Source organism: Centipeda infelix ATCC 43532, assembly GCF_000234095.1.
GTDB lineage: Bacteria > Bacillota > Negativicutes > Selenomonadales > Selenomonadaceae > Centipeda > Centipeda infelix.
The window spans coordinates 373,385-389,719 of sequence record NZ_JH376799.1; the positions used below are offsets into that span (position 1 = coordinate 373,385).

Consider the following 16,335-nt stretch of genomic DNA (forward strand, 5'->3'; position numbering starts at 1 on the left):
CTTGTCTCTGATAACTGCACCCGACTTTGCAAAGGTGCAGAGTCGGGCGTCAAAATCAAAAATATTTAGAAAATCTCCGTCTCACTGAAGAAGATATGTACCTCGCGCGCCGCACTCTCGGGGCTGTCGGACGCGTGCACCGCGTTCTCGCTCCCGTTCTTTGCAAAACGCTTGCGGATCGTACCCTCTGCCGCATTCGCCGGATTCGTCGCACCGTGCAGTTCGCGCACGCGTGCAATCGCATTCTCACCCGCGAGCACCATCGCCACGAGCGGCGCGGAGGTCATAAATGCAGAGAGCTCACCGTAGAACGGCTTCGCAAGATGCTCCGCATAGTGGATGCGTGCGATGCGATCCGTCATCTGCATCATCTTCATCGCACGGATCTCGAGCCCCGCATCCTCGTATGCCTTCGTAATGTCTCCGATGTGATGCGCCCCGACGGCGTCCGGCTTAATGAGAACCAGAGTTTGTTCCATTACTTCATCTCCTCAATGATCTGTTTGTACTCTGCTCCGAGGCCGGCATAGTTCTCTGCCGCCGCACGAAGCGCCTCAATCTCATCGTCGCGCAGTGCGCGTACGATCTGAGCGGGGTTGCCGAACACAAGCGAGTTCGAAGGGATCTTCTTGTGCTGGGGAAGGAAGGTGCCCGCGCCGATGACAACGTTCTCGCCAATCTCGGAGTACCCCATGATGATCGAGCCCATGCCGATGAGGGTATTGTCCCCGATACGGCTGCAATGCACAACGGCATTGTGTCCGATGAGCACATTGTCCCCAATACAGACAGGCACGTCACGCATGACGTGAATCGTCGCGTTTTCTTGGATGTTCGTATTCTGCCCGATCGTAATCGGCTGAAAATCGCCACGCACCACTGCGCTGAACCAAACACTCGATCCGGCTCCGATCTCCACATCACCAACGACCGCAGCCGTCGGTGCAATGAATGCCGTTGGATGGATCGTGGGCATTTTTCCCCGATAGGGCAGGATAATCTTGTCCATCAATGCTGCCTCCTTCTTATCTTTCTCCGCTCAGTCGTATTATACCACGTCAATTACATCTCCAACAAGGAGTTTTTCAATATTCGCACACGCTGCTCACGCAGCCACCTGCCGATCTCCGCACCCGAGAGCTCCGGCGGCGCGGAACGCCCCGTGACCGTCCGCATCGCCGCGAGATACTCTGCGCCATGTACGAGATAGTCCGGCAGAGAGCCGTGGTCGGCGCGGATGATGACATTGAACTCTGCGATGGAAAGCCCCGAGGCACCGATGCCGAGCAGAAGATCGGCGATCTTGCCGGGACGTGTGAGGCGCGGTGCACGCATATGCTCGCGGATGAGGAATATCGCCGCCTTCATCCAGTCATGCGGAAGGGTCATGCGTCGATTCCACGCAGCGAGCGCATCCAGCCCCGTACGCTCGTGTCCGTAGTGATGCGGCAGCATCTCCTGCGAGGTCAGCCCCTTGCCGAGGTCATGCACGAGCGCGGCAAAGCGCGTTTTGGTCTCCTCCGTCTCACGCGCAACCGCATCGACCATCGCCAGTGTATGCGCGAGGGCATCCCCCTCGGGATGAAACTCTGTCGGCTGTGTCTGTCCCGCAAGCGCGGCGATCTCTGGAAAGGTGACGGCAAGGAGATCCGCCGCACGCAGTACGCGGAAGAATACGGATGGACGCGGCGCGGCAAGCGCACGCCGCAGCTCGCCCATCAGACGCTCCGTTGGCTCGTTTTTGAGCTCTGCCGCACACGCGTTCATGTAGCAGAGTGTCTCCTCCTCCACCGCAAAGCCGAACTCCGCCGCCTGCCGTGCCGCGCGCAGCGCACGCACGGGATCGTCCGTGAAATGCGGTGAGACGGCACGGATCACGCCGGCAGCGATGTCTGCACGCCCACCATAGGGATCAAAGAGCTCCTCCGTGGGGAGCTCCATCGCCATCGCATTCATCGTCGTGTCGCGCCGATAGAGATCCTCCTCAATCGTCACGGACGGATCGAACGCGACCGCGAAGCCGCGATAGCCCGTGCCCGTCTTGCGCTCCCTGCGCGCAAAGGCGACCTCGCGCCGCACCCCGTCCACGCGCACATGATAGACGGGAAAGGCTCTCCCGATCTTCTCCGCACGCGGAAAGAGCGTACAGAGCTGCTCCTCCGTCATGCCTGTCAAGACATAGTCGACATCCTTTGCCAGCACACCGCGAAAGCAGTCGCGCACGCAGCCGCCCACGCGAAAGACACGCGCACCCGCGCTGTGTATCTGCTCAACAAAAGCAGCTTCCGTCATCCGCTCACCTCCCCTAAGGAAGCACTGATAAATTCAGCCGCGCCATCTTGACGCATCTTTTTTGCCCGCACTGTGTCGGCAAATCCTCCACATAGCTTTGGCTATGCGTCCGGTTTGCCTCCTTGTTCGGACGAAAAATCTACGCCAATCTGACGGACTTCATTTTATCAGCGATTCCCTAAAAATAAAAAAAGCATCACTTCTTCTGCATGATGCTCTCATTTCGATTGGTGGGCCCACTTGGACTTGAACCAAGGACCGACCGGTTATGAGCCGGTTGCTCTAACCAACTGAGCTATAGGCCCCAAACAAAGTGAAGAGCACGCAAGGCTCTCACTTTCAAAAAAACCTGCGCAGTGCGCAGGTCAGATAAGCGATGGAGCGGAAAACGAGGCTCGAACTCGCGACCCCCACCTTGGCAAGGTGGTGCTCTACCACTGAGCTACTTCCGCAAAATGGAGCGGAAAACGAGGCTCGAACTCGCGACCCCCACCTTGGCAAGGTGGTGCTCTACCACTGAGCTACTTCCGCATCCGTCACTGACATCTCTGTCAATCAACAAGAGATATTTTAGCAAGAGAAGGGATTTCTGTCAAGGAGTATTTTTCAATCAAAAAGGGGCACGTCACCATGCGTGCCCCTCCAAAATATTGCTTACACCTTGAACTTGTCCGTCTCACTCTGCAGATCGGTTGCCATGTCGGCAAGACTGCGGCTCGAGGAGGCAATTTCCTCCATGCCGGCCGCCTGCTCCTCAGTCGCGGCAGAGACGTTCTGCGACTCGCTGCCGATGCCCTTCGCCGACGTATCCACAGCACCCATGCCCTCGACGATCGAGTTCATATTCTCGCGCAGTTCGAGGACGCGCTTGCTGACCGCGAGCGATGCGGTCTTGACATCCTCGACCATACTCAGGATGAGCGAGAAGGTTTCGCCCGTTGCGGTGACATTCTCCTTGCCCGTCTCCGCCTCGCGCAGTCCCTCTGCCATCGAAGCGACCGCATGATCCGTCTCCTCCTGAATGCTGCGGATGAGCTCGGAGATCTGCTGAGAGGCGTTCTGCGACTCCTCTGCGAGTTTTCGCACTTCCTCGGCGACAACTGCGAACCCACGTCCATGTTCACCCGCACGCGCCGCCTCAATCGCCGCATTGAGTGCGAGGAGGTTCGTCTGTCCCGAGATGCTCGAGATGATCTCGACGATGTTGCCGATCTCCTTCGAACGCTCGCCGAGCTTACTGACAATCTCGCCTGTCTGCTGAACCGTGAGCGCAATCGAGTTCATCTGCTCAACCGTCGTCTGCACGAAGGCGTTGCCCTCTGCCGCCTTCTCCGCCGTCGCCTGCGTCTGCTCACGTGCGCGGCGCTGGTTCGTGATGGCCTCCTCGAGTCCGCGCTGGAACTCCTGCACGGTCATGCGGCTCGTATCGATGATCTGCAGCTGCTTCTCCGCCGCCTCCGCAACCTCGGTGATGGACTGTGCGACGTTCTGCGTCACCTGCGCCGACTGGTTCGCGTTCGCCGTGAGCTCCTCGGAGGACCCTGCAACATCCGTCGCTGTTGTCTTGATCTTGCGGATCATCTTCTGCATACTCTCGACCATCGTGTTGAACTGGTGGGCGATGTGCGCAAACTCATCGTCGCCGTCGAGCATGATCTTTGACCGGAGATCTCCGCTCGCGATATGCCGTGCACCGTCGAGAATTGTATCCACGGAGTTCTTGATGCTCTTGAGAAGCAAAACAAGGATGATAATCGAAAGGATAACCACAACCGTGAGTGCGATGATCGTCGTCATCCATACGCCCGAGAAAACATCCTCACTGTATGCCATCTCTGCGCGTGCAAGACGGACGCTGTCTGCCTTATCCTCCTCGAGAATGTCCGTCATGCGCTTGTAGACATCTGCCTGCTCGTTGAACGCGAGGAGCACCGCCCCCGCCTGATCGCCCGCATTGATGAGATCCGTTGCATGCTGACGCGCCGCGGCATACGCCTTGCGCTCCTGCTTGAGCTTCTCGAGACGCGCGAGCTTCTGTGTGCGGTCCGGCTCGTTCTGGAACGGTGCTTCCTGAATCGCCTTTTCATACTCCTCGTACGCCTTGTTCAGCTGCGGCGTGAGCTGCGAGATCAGCCCTGCCGCACGTTGACGTTCCTCCTCATTCGGTGCCGAGATGCGCATGAGCTCAAACTCGCGCCCCTCTGCCGTGAGCGACTGCACCTGACCGCCCACGTTGATGACATGCGCCCAACTGAACACGCTCACCGTATTGTTGTTGAGCACACTGCTCGCATGATTCGCATAGAATCCATATGCGCCAAACATGACGACCAGGAATCCGATGCTCAGCACAATTTTCTTTGCTACCGACATTCTAAGTTCCCTCCAAAAACACTCCAATTTCTCAAAAGAAAAAATCTTCCCTTAATCTTTTTGATTATACCATTCTCTGCTGTGAAAAACCATATGGCAACAAATATTTTTCTATGATATACTTACACTATTACTACAACAAATAAACAAAAGGATGGATATCCATGGCAAAAATGTTAAAAAAGCTGCAACAAAAAGTCACGCCGGCAGAAAAGCCGAAGCCGGTGCGCCCTCCGGGGAAGGACTATATGCTTCTCATCCTCATGGCATTCACCGTCATGGTCGTACTTGCGGCATGGGAGGAGTTGGACAGCCTCACGCTCACGATGTATATTCTGCTGACGGCTTCACTTGGACTGACGTATACACGCCGACAGGCGGTTGAGCGTCTCTCCGAGTTCCAGATGATGATCGTGACACGCGCCAGCTTCGTTACCATCGGCATGGCGGGCGCACTCTTCCTCTTTGATGCGTATCGACGCTTCTTCGCGTAAGTTTGCGATATAAAAACCACCGACATCGCTGTCGGTGGTTTTTTGTTCAAAGGCTGAACTTTTCCCCCAGATAGAATTTCCGCGCAATGGGACTCTCCGCGATGGTTTTGCTGTCGCCCTCGAGGAGAAGTTTCCCCTCGCTGAGGAGGTAGACGCGGTCGACGATGTGCAGGGTCTCGCGGACGTTGTGGTCGGTGATGAGGATGCCCATACCGCGCTGGCGCAGATACTCGATGATCTCCTGGATATCCGCGACGGCAAGCGGGTCGACACCCGCGAACGGCTCGTCCAGCAGGATGAACTGCGGTTCAAGCGCGAGGCAGCGCGCGATCTCGACGCGGCGGCGCTCACCACCCGAGAGCTCCGTGCCGCGACGGTCGCGGACGTGCCCGATGTGGAACTCCTCGAGCAGTCCGTCGAGTTTATGCTTCTGCTCCGCCTTTGAGAGCTTCGTCGTTTCGAGAATCGCAGCGATGTTCTCGGTGACGGTGAGCTTGCGGAAGATCGACGGCTCCTGTGTGAGGTAGCTGATGCCCAGCTCCGCACGCCGATACATGGGATAGTCCGTGATGCAGATGTCGGAGAGATAGACATCGCCGTGCGTCGGCTTTTCAAGTCCCACGATCATGTAGAACGTGGTTGTCTTGCCCGCGCCGTTTGGACCTAGGAGGCCGACGATCTCGCCCTTGTCGATGCGGACAGAGATGCGGTCAACGACGGTGCGGCTGCCAAATTTCTTGATGAGGTTGCGGGATTCGAGATGCAAGATGATGCCCCCTCACTCGGTCACGGCACTGCCGTCGTCCGCGAGATAGACGGTCATGTGATTGCTGTGCGCCATGTTGTTCCCCTGATATACCCACGCGTTTCCGTCGAGCACAGCATACGGCCTCTCCGCCATGCCGAAATACTCCACGCGGTCGCCGCCGCCCTCGAGATCGCGCGGAGGACTGACGAGGTGGGCATTACCCGTACCGATGAAACGATTCTCCTTCAGCCAGCCCTCAAGGTGATCAGCGCTGAACGTCCCGTCTGCGCTCGTCATTGTTCCACCGCTCGCGGCAAGGACATATTCATTCTGCGACGGATAGTAGTCGACGACAGGCCCTGTGAACGTGCGCCCCGCCTTTACCATGTGGACGCTGCCCGTCGCCTGCCAATGGTCCTGACCGATCCCCGACAGGCGGTCACAGGAGAGCTGCATATCGTCGCGCATGGCACGAACACTGCCCTCGATCGTTCCCTCTTCGGTCTTTGTGTTGTAGGTCGCACGCGCTCCCTCAACGTAGCCCGTTCCCTGCTCCATGCGGACGTTCGTCTCCGCCGTGATGAGCCCCGTGCGCGTGTCGTAGGTAAGGCTGTCTGCCGTGAGATTCGTCGGCTCATTTCCCTGCTGCGGCGCAGCTGCTGCCGTGCAGACCGCCCCCGCCGCGAGGAGTGTGAGAACGCTCCGATAGAGTTTCTTTTTCGTCATTTCGCCCCACCCTTTTCTATACACGCATTGCCGAGGATGCTGAATTTCTGAAAGCCGTCCGTGCTCACAATGCGGTCGCCCGTCGCGCGCATATCGTCGCGAATGAGTTCAGCATCCCCCTCAGCTGTAAGGCTGCCATCCGCCGCCGTCCACTTGATCTGCTTTGCCCGCAGGCTTGCACCGTCGCTCGTCGTCGCCTCGATCGTCCCCGTGAGCACGATGTCGCGCGTCTTGCTGTCCATGCGCCCCTCGTCCGCCTTCAGCGTGAGCGTGCGCCCGTCATCACTGTAGAATGTCCCGTCGATTTTGACCATGCCGGTGTCATTCGTATCGATATCGACGTTCATCTGCTCTGCCGTCATCTGCCAGATCATACGCCCGTCGCGCTCCTCGTGGAGGGTGTTGTCCATATAGGACATGATGCGCGGTCCTGTCGGCGTATCCGTTTGCTGCGGGATCTCGGGCACACTCGCAACCGCCCAGACGATCAGACCCGCGAGGAGGACGGCACCGCCGCCATAGATCCACTTGCTCTGCGCCATCAATCCCCCTCCTTCGCAGATACGTGATGCTTGCCTGTCTTCTGCTGCTCGGGCGGCGTGTTCCACCGCTTTTGAAACCAGATCCACTGCGTCGGATTCTCGCGGATGATCCGCTCGACAATCGCCGTCATCTGCACGGTGAATTCATGGAGATCGCGGTCGCTGTCCCCCGTGTCGGGACAGCGCATGATCTCGCCGACAACGACCTTGTGCTTCCCCTTCGGCTGACGCAGGATAAATGCGGGCACGACGGGTGCTTTGAACTTGCGCGAAAAGACGGCGGGCCCGAGCGGGGTCGATGCCGTGCGCCCGAGAAATTCGATGAACGCACCGCCGGGACCGCCGTCCTGATCTGCGAGGAAGCCGAGGAGTCGTCCGCGCTTCAAGGCACGTGCCGCCGCAATGAGTTCGCTCGTCCCGCGCGAGAAGATCTCGACGTGGATGGTTGCACGCAGATCGTCAAGCACGCGCGTATATTCGATGTTCGGCTGCGGCTTTGCAATCGCACTGACGGGGATTCCGTTCAGCGTGAACGCCGCCGACAGCCACTCCCAGCAGCCGACATGACCTGTGAGCACGACGACACCGCGCCCCTCGGCGAGTGCCTCCTGCATCCGCTCAAGATGGTCGATCTCAATGTATTCATTGAGATTGCTCTCGTTCAGCATGGGCATCGCAAGAATATCGAGGACGTTGCGTGCCATATTGATAAAGGACGCGCGGACAAGGCTTTTCGCCTCCGCCTCGGAGATACCAAGTGCGGGCATCATGTGCTCTACCGCGCGGCGGCGCATCTTCGGGATCAGCAGATAGTAAAGGTTGCCGAGCACCCACCCTGCGCCGAGCAGAATGGGACGCGGCGTGCGGCACGCAAGATAACTGAGAAACATGAGTGTATTATAGAGCACTGCCGCACCTCCTTTCTGCATTACTGCGCAGCACCTTCGGTATCTGTCTGAAAGACCGTGAGAACTTTATCCCACAGTCCCTGTGTTTTCAAAATGATCTCGTAGATCTCGCGCACTGCCCCGCGTCCGCCATGTGCGTCCGCAATGATCTGCGCGGCTTCCTTCACCTCGGACACGGCATCGCCCACCGCGCACGGAAGTCCGACCATGCGCAGGATCGGCAGGTCAACAATGTCATCGCCGATGTAGGCGATTTCCTCATCCGTCAGCCCCGTTTTCGCCTTGATGTCCGCATAGGCGGCCCGCTTGTCCAACTTGCCCTGATAAACAAGGTCGATGTGCAGTTCGCGCGCACGGTTCTCCACGATGGACGATGCACGTCCCGTAATGATCGCGGGCACGATCCCCACCTTGTGTGCGAGCGTGATCGCAAGTCCGTCCCGCGTAAAGAACGGCTTATACAGCTCGCTCCCATCGGGCGCGACGTAGATCCCCCCGTCGGTGAGCACGCCGTCCACATCGAGGATAACGCATTTGATTTTCTTCGCGCGCGCAATCGCGTCCTGCCGAATCGGCATCACACAACCCCCTGCCGCAGAAGATCGGTCAGATGCACGATGCCGACGGGCACACCCGCATTATCGACGACGGGCAGCACGGTGACGGGGCGCGGCTGGTGCTTCTCCATGACGGAGAGCGCCGCTGCCGCCATCTTGTCCGGAGAGATCGTGAGCGGCGTTGCAAACATGATACTCTCCACGTCCTTGTCCAAAAAGGTATAGTCTTTCGCAAGTGCACGGCGAATAATCCCGTCCGTGACAAGCCCGATAAACTTGCCCTCTGCGTTGACAACGGAGACCGCACCGAGCCCCTTGTCCGTCATGACGAAGAGCGCATCCTTTGCCGTCGTATGGTACGAGACAACGGGGTTCTCTTCGCCCGTGTGCATGACGTTTGCGACGGTGAGGAGCAGCTTGCGCCCGAGCGCACCGCCCGGATGGAACAGGGCATAGTCCTCCTTCTTGAAATCGCGTGCCTCCATGAGTGCCATTGCAATGGCATCGCCCATCGCAAGCGTCGCGGTCGTCGAGCTCGTCGGCGCAAGCCCCAGCGGACACGCCTCGCGCTCCACGCCAATGTCGATGTAGAAGTCTGCGCTGCGCCCGAGCTGCGATTTCCGCCGTCCGCACATGGCGATGATGCGGGCGCCGATGCGGTGGATGATCGAGAGGATGTTCACGACCTCGTTCGACTCGCCGCTGTTCGAGATGGCAATGACGATGTCATCTGCCGTCACCATGCCGAGGTCGCCGTGAAATGCCTCCGCCGGGTGCATAAAGAACGAGGGCGTGCCCGTGCTCGCAAGCGTTGCGGCGATCTTGCGCCCGACGTGACCGGATTTGCCCATGCCCGTGACGACAACACGCGCCTTGCAGTCCAAAATCGCGTGCACCGCCGCCTCAAAATCATCGTCGATGCGCTCTGCGAGGTTCGCAACTGCCTGCGCTTCGAGTTTCAGTGTCTCTATGGCTTTTTCGCGAATACTCTGTGCCATGTAGTTCTCCTAGTTCAGCTTTTTCCGCACAACTTCATAGATGGAGAGGGCATCCTGCAGGAGTTCCTCGAGCTTGTCCAGATAGACCATGTTCGCCCCGTCCGAGAGTGCCTCAGGCGGGTTGTCATGCACCTCGAGGAAGAGCCCATCAACCCCCGCACCGACAGCAGCACGCACGAGGTACTCGACATACTCACGCTGTCCGCCCGAGCTCGTACCCGCGCCGCCCGGCAGCTGAACGCTGTGCGTGCCGTCGAAGATGACGGGATAGCCGAAGCTGCGCATGATGGGGAAGGAGCGCATATCCACGACGAGGTTGTTGTAGCCGAAGCTCTCGCCGCGTTCCGTGAGGAGGATGCGGTCGCTGCCGCTCTCGTGAATCTTGTCGACAACGTTGCGCATATCGTTCGGCGAGAGGAACTGCCCCTTCTTCACGTTGACGATCGCGCCCGTCTGTGCCGCCGCGTGCAGGAGATCGGTCTGACGCGAGAGAAAGGCGGGAATCTGAAGGATGTCCGCAACCTTTGCCACAGGCTCCGCCTGCGATGTTTCATGAATGTCCGTTACGACAGGCACATGGAGTTCATCGCGGATTGCCTTCAGGATCTTCAGCCCCTCCTCGAGCCCCGGTCCGCGAAAGCTGTGGTAGGCGGAGCGGTTCGCTTTGTCAAAGGATGCCTTGAACACATAGGGGATGCCGAGACGATCCGTGATCTCCTTGATGCCGCGCCCGATCAGGAGGGAACGCTCGAGGCCCTCGAGGACACACGGTCCTGCGAGGAGCACCAACGGCTCGCCGCCGCCGATCTCAAAATTCGCCAGCTTCACTTTGTTCATCTTCATGGCTCCTTTCAACAAACGCATCCGCCTAAGCGGCAGGACGATAATTCACAACAGTGATCTCACTCATCGTTTCGCGAACTGATTGGACAATGCGATACACCTGCTGCATGACCTCCGTCGTGTAGTAAGTCTCCCCACACTGTTCACAGATATGGGAAGGGACATTACGAATGATAACAATGCAGTCTCCCAGATCTGCCGTGAACGTGGACAGTCCTTCCTGTGCTGTACCCTTGCAGAATGTGCACTGTTTCATGACAATCCACCTTCCTTTCTACGTTTTGTGAACGTCGTATCCCACTCGGTCGGATCAGGCTCATACGCAGTAATAATGAACAGCTGACCGTTCCCGATACTGCACACAACGTGCAATGGACGAGTCCCGATCATCGAAAAGCTCAAACAGCTCGGAAACGGATAGTCATCCTCATAATGCTCGATTATCTGTCCATGAAGCAAAACTTGAATAACTTCATCGGGCGAAATGCTCCTTTTAATCAGACGCTTTCCTACATGCTCCGTCCAATACATTGCATTCGATTGACAAAGGTGTCGTATATTCTCAGGAGTTATATTCATGCTCCATCCCGTTCTGCATTTATTATAGAATTTTCACGCGAAAAGGTCAATGAATCCCACGTCTTATGTATTCCTCATTGACTGCTGCAAGATCCTCCTCGGTGTCAACACCGATAAAGACCGCGTCCGTCTCGATGACACGGATTGTGTACCCGTTCTCGAGCGCACGCAGCTGTTCGAGGGACTCGGAAAGTTCGAGTGGGGTCTGCGCCATGCGTGCATAACTGAGCAGGAAATCTCGACGATACGCATAGATGCCGATATGTTTGTAAACTTTAGCACCTTCATTCCGCGCATACGGGATGCGAGCACGGGAGAAGTAGAGGGCGTTGCCCGAAAGGTCTGTAATGACCTTGACGTTGTTCGGGTTCACGATCTCTTCCTCGTCCATGAGCAGTGTCTTTGCCGTCGCCATCGGCAGTGTTTCATCTACGAGGAAAGGCTCAACGAGTGCATCGATGACGGCAGGATCAATGAGCGGTTCGTCGCCCTGCACATTGATGATGAGGTCGTAGTCCGTCATTTTCTCCGCGACCTCGGCGAGACGATCCGTCCCCGTTGCATGGTCGACGCGTGTCATGACGGCGCGTCCGCCGTGCTCCTCGACAGCGGCGCGGATGCGCTCATCGTCCGTTGCAACAACAACATCCTGCACGAGCTTTGCCCGCACGGCACGCTCGTAGACGCGCACGATCATGGGCTTCCCCGCGATGTCGCGCAGGGGCTTGCCCGGCAGACGCGTGGATGCGTAACGCGCGGGGATAATGCAGAGAACTTTCATGCGATCACCTCAAGTTTTAATCCTTATCTGTGAGTCCCCAACCGCCTCGGTGAGAAGCAGCGCGATACACCTAAGCGAACCTTAGTGAAGCAAGTGAGTAAAGGGCGCGGTACGCCCCGTCGGATTTCTTTCGTTCAAGCGAAGCGCGTTTAAGAAGTCCGACGGTATTTGAGCGTACAAGCGCGCGATCACTTGCGCAACTCTGTGTTCGCGTGGTGTTCGCGCTCTGATCCTAAGATGCAGGTCTCAGCTTCGCCGCAAGCTGTTCCTCGAGCGTGCGGAAGAACTTCTCCTGCCCCTTCTGGAACGTCACTTCGACGGAGATGACATACATCGGGATGCGCCACTTCGCGCGTACGACATCCGCCGGCACCTTCACCGCGTCCTTCTCCGTGATGATAATCGCCTCAACCCCCAGCGTCTCTGCGCGGTACAGCACCTCTGCCATATCGCGCTCGCCGTAGTCGTGGTGATCGGGATAGCGCATACTCTCCACCATCTCGACCCCGAGATCAGCAAGTGTCTGCTCGAACGAAGCGGGGTTGCCGATCGCCGAGACGGCGAGTACCTTCTTCCCCTCCATCTCGGTGACAGGTACGCCGCCCGCCGCAATGTCCTCGTACCAGTCCGAGAGCCGCACGAACTGGCGCGGCTGATGGATGCTCTCGATGATGAGCCCGTCCTGGTTATAGCTGCGAAACGTCTCCCAGATGTGCTGAATCGCGCCCGGTGCCGCCTGATCGACCTTCGTCATGAGACAGACATCCGCACGGTCGATGTGCGACAGCGGCTCACGCAGTGTGCCGCGCGGCAGGAGATAGCCGTTGCCGAACACGTTCACTGCGTCCACGAGCAGGATATCCATGTCGCGCGCAAGCTGCCAGTGCTGATAGCCGTCATCGAGAATCGCCACCTCCGCACCGAAATGCTCGATGGCGTAACGTCCCGTCACCGCACGCTGCGGGCCAATGAGTACGGGCACGTTCGGCAGGTGCTTTGCCAGCATAAAGGCCTCATCGCCCGCCGTCTCCGCGTCCATCTTGAGCGTGCAGCCGTCGGACACGATGCCGACGTCGCCGCGCCACTTCGCACGGTAGCCGCGGTTGAGAATCGCGACGCGGTAGCCCATCGCGTGAATCGCACGCGCGAGATGCTGCGCCGTCGGGGTCTTGCCCGTACCGCCGACTGTGACGTTTCCGAGACTGATAACGAAGCAGGGCAGCTGCTCCTTCTTCGCCCATCCAAGACGATACATCGTGAGCTTCAGATTGACAAGCTGCTCATAGATGAGCGAAAATGCGTAGAAAATCCCCATGATAAGACGGCGCGAAACACCGCGTACGTCCTTGTCATGTACGAGATCGATGAAGTACGTCTGGAAATTTGCGACCTTCTGCGTCGCACGCACACGATGGGCACTGATACGCTCCTGCGCACGCAGCGCACGCCGTGCCTCATATGCCGCGAGCATATCCACGAGGATCTGCGCGGACTTTGCAGACGCGCCCTTGTTCTCATTGATGATCGCAAGCGTCTCGCGCTCGAGCCGCTCCCGCTCCGCCGCATTCCCGAAGAGACGCAGCGTCTCGCGCGTCAGTTCCTCACCGTTCGCAACAGTCACGACGGCGTTGCGGTTGCGGAAGAGTGCATGGATGTCCTTGAAGTTGAACATCTGGTTGCCGACGATAATCGCCTTGCCGTGTGCCGCTGGTTCGAGGATGTTGTGACCACCGTGTGGGATCAGGCTGCCGCCGATGTAGATGACATCGCCGAGACCATAGACGCGCCCGAGCTCGCCGACCGTATCAAGGATGACAATATCCTCGCCGCCCTCTGCCCCCTTTTGGAGATTCTTGCGCGTATTGACGGTGAAGCCCGCCTTGCGGCAAAGGTGCTCGACCTCCATCGTACGCAGCACCTCACGCGGTGCAATGATGAGCCGCACCTTTGGGTCATGCTCACGTACGGCGGCAAACGCCGCAAGCACCAGCTCCTCCTCGCCGCGATGCGTCGAGCCGGCAATCATGATATGACTCGCGCCGGAGAGCCCAAGCTCCTGAATGAGCGCCGCCCGCTCCTCGGGGCTGACGCTCGTATACGCCTGATCGAACTTCGTATTGCCCGTGACCGTGACGAGCTCGCGCGGCGCACCGAGACGCATGATGTAGTCCGCGTCGATGCTCGACTGCATGGCAAAGCATTTCACCGTTCCGATCATCTCACGCAGCATCCCGAGCAGGTACTTGTACTGCTTCACGCTGCGGTCGCTGATGCGGCCGTTGACCATCATGACGGGGACATCGAGCTGCTTCGCCTTTTTGAGGAAGTTCGGCCACAGCTCCGTCTCCACGGGCAGGAACACGCGCGGACGGATGCGCCCGACAACGCGCGAGGCGAGGAAGGGCAGGTCGAGCGGGAAGTAAATGATGGCATCCGCATCCTTGATGATGCGGTGCGCCATCTCATAGCCGCCCGTTGTGACAACCGAGACGAGAATCGGGCTATCGGGGAACTTTTTGCGGAACTCGCGGACGAGCGGGCTCGTCGCCACAATCTCGCCGACGGATGCCGCGTGCACCCAGATCGCGTTTTTCCCCGCCACCTTGTCGATCGTGTCCTGCGGATAGAATCCGAAACTCTGCTTGATGCGCTCGACAAAGCCGCGCTCGCGTGTCGCGCGCAGCATAAAGATCGGTATGATGATGGTGACGATGAGGATTGCCGCTAGATTGTAGAGAAATCTCATAATCACTCTCCCCGAAACTGAATGTCATAGAGATGCTGATAGAGCCCGCCCTTTGCGAGCAGCTCCTCATGCGTCCCCTGCTCCACAATGTGCCCGCCGTCAATGACATAGATGCGGTCGGCGTTAAAGACTGTCGAGAGACGGTGCGCGATGACGAAGCTCGTACGCCCGACCATAAGGTTGTCGAGTGCTGCCTGCACGATCTTCTCGCTCTCCGTATCGAGCGCGGAGGTCGCCTCATCAAGGATGAGGATGCGCGGGTCCTTGAGAATCGCGCGCGCTATCGCAATGCGCTGCCGCTGTCCACCCGAGATGCTGACACCGCGCTCACCGATCTGCGTATCATAGCCGTGCTCCAGCTCCGTGATGAAATTATGCGCGTTCGCCGCACGCGCCGCCTCCTCGATCTCCGCATCCGTCGCATCAAGCCGCCCGTAGCGGATGTTCTCACGGATCGTCGTGGAGAACAGCATCGTCTCCTGCGGTACAAGCCCGATCTGTCCGCGCAGGGAGGCGAGCGTCACGTCGCGGATGTCATGCCCGTCGACGGTGATCGTACCGCTGTCCACCTCGTAGAAACGTGGGATGAGATTCGCAATCGTCGATTTGCCCGCACCCGAAGGACCGACAAAAGCGATCATCTCACCCGGTGCAGCTTCAAGTGACACACCGTCAAGCGCACGCCGCCCCTCCTTGTAGGAGAAGACGACATTGTCGAAGCGCACGCGTCCCTCCACAGGCGGAAGCGGCTTTGCATCGGGGCTGTCCGTAATGCTTTCCTCGAGATCAACCACGGCAAATACGCGGTCAACCGCCGCCATCGCCTTTTGCAGATTGCCGTAGATGCGCGAGAGACGCTTAACGGGATTCGCGAGGTTGACGGCGTAGGTCAGGAACGCGACGAACGCACCCGCCGTGATCTCGCCGTTGACGACCTCGTAGCCGCCGAACCAGACAATGAGCGTGACGGCAATCGCCGCGAGAAACTCGACCGTCGGCGTGAGCATACTCGTCTGCTGGACGTTCTTCATCACTGCTTCAAAGTTGCGCTGATTGCTGTGCACAAAACGATCAATTTCGTAGTCCTCGCGCACGAACGATTTTACAACGCGCGTCGCGGAGAACGACTCCTGCAGGAGTGCAGTGATCTCTGCAAGACGCTCCTGAATGACGTTGCTCGACTTCTTGATCTTGCGCCCGAAAATCTTCATCGCCTGTCCGACCATTGGGATGACGATGAGGGTCAGGAGCGAGAGTTTCCAGTCGAGGTAGAACATTAGGACGAGCGAGCCGATGAGGATGCAGCCCTCGGTGACAAGGTCGATGAGGTTGTCCACGAGTGCAGACTGGATCGCAGCGACGTCATTCGTGACGAAGCTCATGATCTCACCCGTCTGGTGGCGGTCATAGTACGCGAGCGGCATCCGCTGGAATTTGCGGAACATGACCTCACGCACATCGATGATGACCTTCTGTCCGATGTAGGAGACGAGGTAGGACTGCCCAAAGTAAAAAATCCCGCGCAGGAAAAAGATCACGACGATGCCGATGCAGATGGCGTTGAGGAGCGCCATATTCTTATCGGCAAGCACGTCGTCAATCATGTCCTTGATGATCCACGGGACATAGAGGTTCGCCGCCGAGGCGAGGATGATGAACACGATGGCAAGCCCGAGTTTGTTCACGTACGGGCGCATGTAGGCGAGCAGTCTCGTATAATTCTTCATAGTTCTCCTAGTGGAAAATGT

The 16,335-nt window shown here is 58.2% G+C and carries 18 protein-coding genes and 3 tRNA genes; 1 reads left to right on the forward strand and 20 read right to left on the reverse strand.

Annotation, left to right across the window (positions count from 1 at the left end):
- Nucleotides 1-65 precede the first annotated feature (65 nt).
- The 8 genes from ndk to HMPREF9334_RS07910 form a co-directional block, all read right to left on the reverse strand.
- Entirely contained in the window at nucleotides 66-479 is a 414-nt protein-coding gene (ndk, locus tag HMPREF9334_RS07880) for a nucleoside-diphosphate kinase (protein WP_006692936.1), read from the reverse strand.
- Entirely contained in the window at nucleotides 479-1,009 is a 531-nt protein-coding gene (locus HMPREF9334_RS07885) for a gamma carbonic anhydrase family protein (protein WP_006692937.1), read from the reverse strand. The genes ndk and HMPREF9334_RS07885 overlap by 1 nt, the downstream gene beginning before the upstream one ends.
- Before the next feature lie 53 nt (nucleotides 1,010-1,062).
- Entirely contained in the window at nucleotides 1,063-2,292 is a 1,230-nt protein-coding gene (locus HMPREF9334_RS07890) for a tRNA nucleotidyltransferase/poly(A) polymerase-related protein (protein ID WP_006692938.1), read from the reverse strand.
- 13 nt (nucleotides 2,293-2,305) lie between these two features.
- On the reverse strand, nucleotides 2,306-2,431 hold the full coding sequence (locus HMPREF9334_RS12625) for a secretion protein HlyD (RefSeq protein ID WP_071985983.1): 126 nt from the start codon (nucleotides 2,429-2,431) through the stop codon (nucleotides 2,306-2,308).
- Between the two features lie 89 nt (nucleotides 2,432-2,520).
- Nucleotides 2,521-2,597, reverse strand: a tRNA-Ile gene (locus HMPREF9334_RS07895).
- Between the two features lie 72 nt (nucleotides 2,598-2,669).
- Nucleotides 2,670-2,744, reverse strand: a tRNA-Gly gene (locus HMPREF9334_RS07900).
- 4 nt (nucleotides 2,745-2,748) lie between these two features.
- Nucleotides 2,749-2,823, reverse strand: a tRNA-Gly gene (locus HMPREF9334_RS07905).
- A gap of 123 nt (nucleotides 2,824-2,946) precedes the next feature.
- On the reverse strand, nucleotides 2,947-4,665 hold the full coding sequence (locus tag HMPREF9334_RS07910) for a methyl-accepting chemotaxis protein (RefSeq protein WP_006692939.1): 1,719 nt from the start codon (nucleotides 4,663-4,665) through the stop codon (nucleotides 2,947-2,949).
- Nucleotides 4,666-4,829: 164 nt separating this feature from the next.
- Here HMPREF9334_RS07910 and HMPREF9334_RS07915 point away from each other — a divergent pair, with 164 nt between their 5' ends.
- A complete protein-coding gene (locus HMPREF9334_RS07915) occupies nucleotides 4,830-5,159 on the forward strand; it encodes a hypothetical protein (RefSeq protein WP_006692940.1) in 330 nt (109 codons plus the stop codon).
- A 46-nt stretch (nucleotides 5,160-5,205) separates the two neighbouring features.
- Here the strand turns inward: HMPREF9334_RS07915 and lptB are convergent, their stop codons facing one another.
- The 12 genes from lptB to msbA form a co-directional block, all read right to left on the reverse strand.
- Nucleotides 5,206-5,925 (reverse strand): LPS export ABC transporter ATP-binding protein, encoded by a 720-nt coding sequence (gene lptB / locus HMPREF9334_RS07920; protein ID WP_006692941.1) that lies wholly within the window; start codon nucleotides 5,923-5,925, stop codon nucleotides 5,206-5,208.
- 12 nt (nucleotides 5,926-5,937) lie between these two features.
- Nucleotides 5,938-6,633, reverse strand: coding sequence for an LptA/OstA family protein (locus HMPREF9334_RS07925; protein ID WP_006692942.1), 696 nt, complete (start codon nucleotides 6,631-6,633; stop codon nucleotides 5,938-5,940).
- Entirely contained in the window at nucleotides 6,630-7,175 is a 546-nt protein-coding gene (gene lptC / locus HMPREF9334_RS07930; protein WP_006692943.1) for an LPS export ABC transporter periplasmic protein LptC, read from the reverse strand. The genes HMPREF9334_RS07925 and lptC overlap by 4 nt, the downstream gene beginning before the upstream one ends.
- On the reverse strand, nucleotides 7,175-8,083 hold the full coding sequence (locus HMPREF9334_RS07935) for a lysophospholipid acyltransferase family protein (RefSeq protein WP_006692944.1): 909 nt from the start codon (nucleotides 8,081-8,083) through the stop codon (nucleotides 7,175-7,177). The genes lptC and HMPREF9334_RS07935 overlap by 1 nt, the downstream gene beginning before the upstream one ends.
- A gap of 20 nt (nucleotides 8,084-8,103) precedes the next feature.
- Complete coding sequence (locus HMPREF9334_RS07940) at nucleotides 8,104-8,661, reverse strand: KdsC family phosphatase (RefSeq protein WP_006692945.1); 558 nt, start codon at nucleotides 8,659-8,661, stop codon at nucleotides 8,104-8,106.
- Nucleotides 8,661-9,638: a KpsF/GutQ family sugar-phosphate isomerase gene (locus tag HMPREF9334_RS07945; RefSeq protein ID WP_006692946.1), complete on the reverse strand. Its 978-nt coding sequence runs from the start codon at nucleotides 9,636-9,638 to the stop codon at nucleotides 8,661-8,663. Before HMPREF9334_RS07945 ends, HMPREF9334_RS07940 begins: the two co-directional genes overlap by 1 nt.
- Before the next feature lie 9 nt (nucleotides 9,639-9,647).
- Nucleotides 9,648-10,475, reverse strand: a complete 828-nt coding sequence (gene kdsA / locus HMPREF9334_RS07950; protein ID WP_006692947.1) for a 3-deoxy-8-phosphooctulonate synthase — start codon at nucleotides 10,473-10,475, stop codon at nucleotides 9,648-9,650.
- 31 nt (nucleotides 10,476-10,506) lie between these two features.
- Nucleotides 10,507-10,737 (reverse strand): type II toxin-antitoxin system MqsA family antitoxin, encoded by a 231-nt coding sequence (locus HMPREF9334_RS07955; protein ID WP_006692948.1) that lies wholly within the window; start codon nucleotides 10,735-10,737, stop codon nucleotides 10,507-10,509.
- Nucleotides 10,734-11,060 carry a DUF4258 domain-containing protein gene (locus HMPREF9334_RS11750; RefSeq protein ID WP_071985980.1) on the reverse strand — a complete coding sequence of 109 codons (327 nt, stop codon included), beginning with the start codon at nucleotides 11,058-11,060 and terminating at the stop codon, nucleotides 10,734-10,736. The genes HMPREF9334_RS07955 and HMPREF9334_RS11750 overlap by 4 nt, the downstream gene beginning before the upstream one ends.
- A 46-nt stretch (nucleotides 11,061-11,106) precedes the next feature.
- Nucleotides 11,107-11,841: a 3-deoxy-manno-octulosonate cytidylyltransferase gene (gene kdsB / locus HMPREF9334_RS07960; RefSeq protein ID WP_006692950.1), complete on the reverse strand. Its 735-nt coding sequence runs from the start codon at nucleotides 11,839-11,841 to the stop codon at nucleotides 11,107-11,109.
- 232 nt (nucleotides 11,842-12,073) lie between these two features.
- The gene (gene lpxK, locus HMPREF9334_RS07965) at nucleotides 12,074-14,587 is read right to left on the reverse strand and encodes a tetraacyldisaccharide 4'-kinase (RefSeq protein WP_006692951.1); all 2,514 of its coding nucleotides are present in this window, start codon (nucleotides 14,585-14,587) and stop codon (nucleotides 12,074-12,076) included.
- A 2-nt stretch (nucleotides 14,588-14,589) separates the two neighbouring features.
- Nucleotides 14,590-16,314, reverse strand: coding sequence for a lipid A export permease/ATP-binding protein MsbA (msbA, locus tag HMPREF9334_RS07970; RefSeq protein ID WP_006692952.1), 1,725 nt, complete (start codon nucleotides 16,312-16,314; stop codon nucleotides 14,590-14,592).
- Nucleotides 16,315-16,335 lie beyond the last annotated feature (21 nt).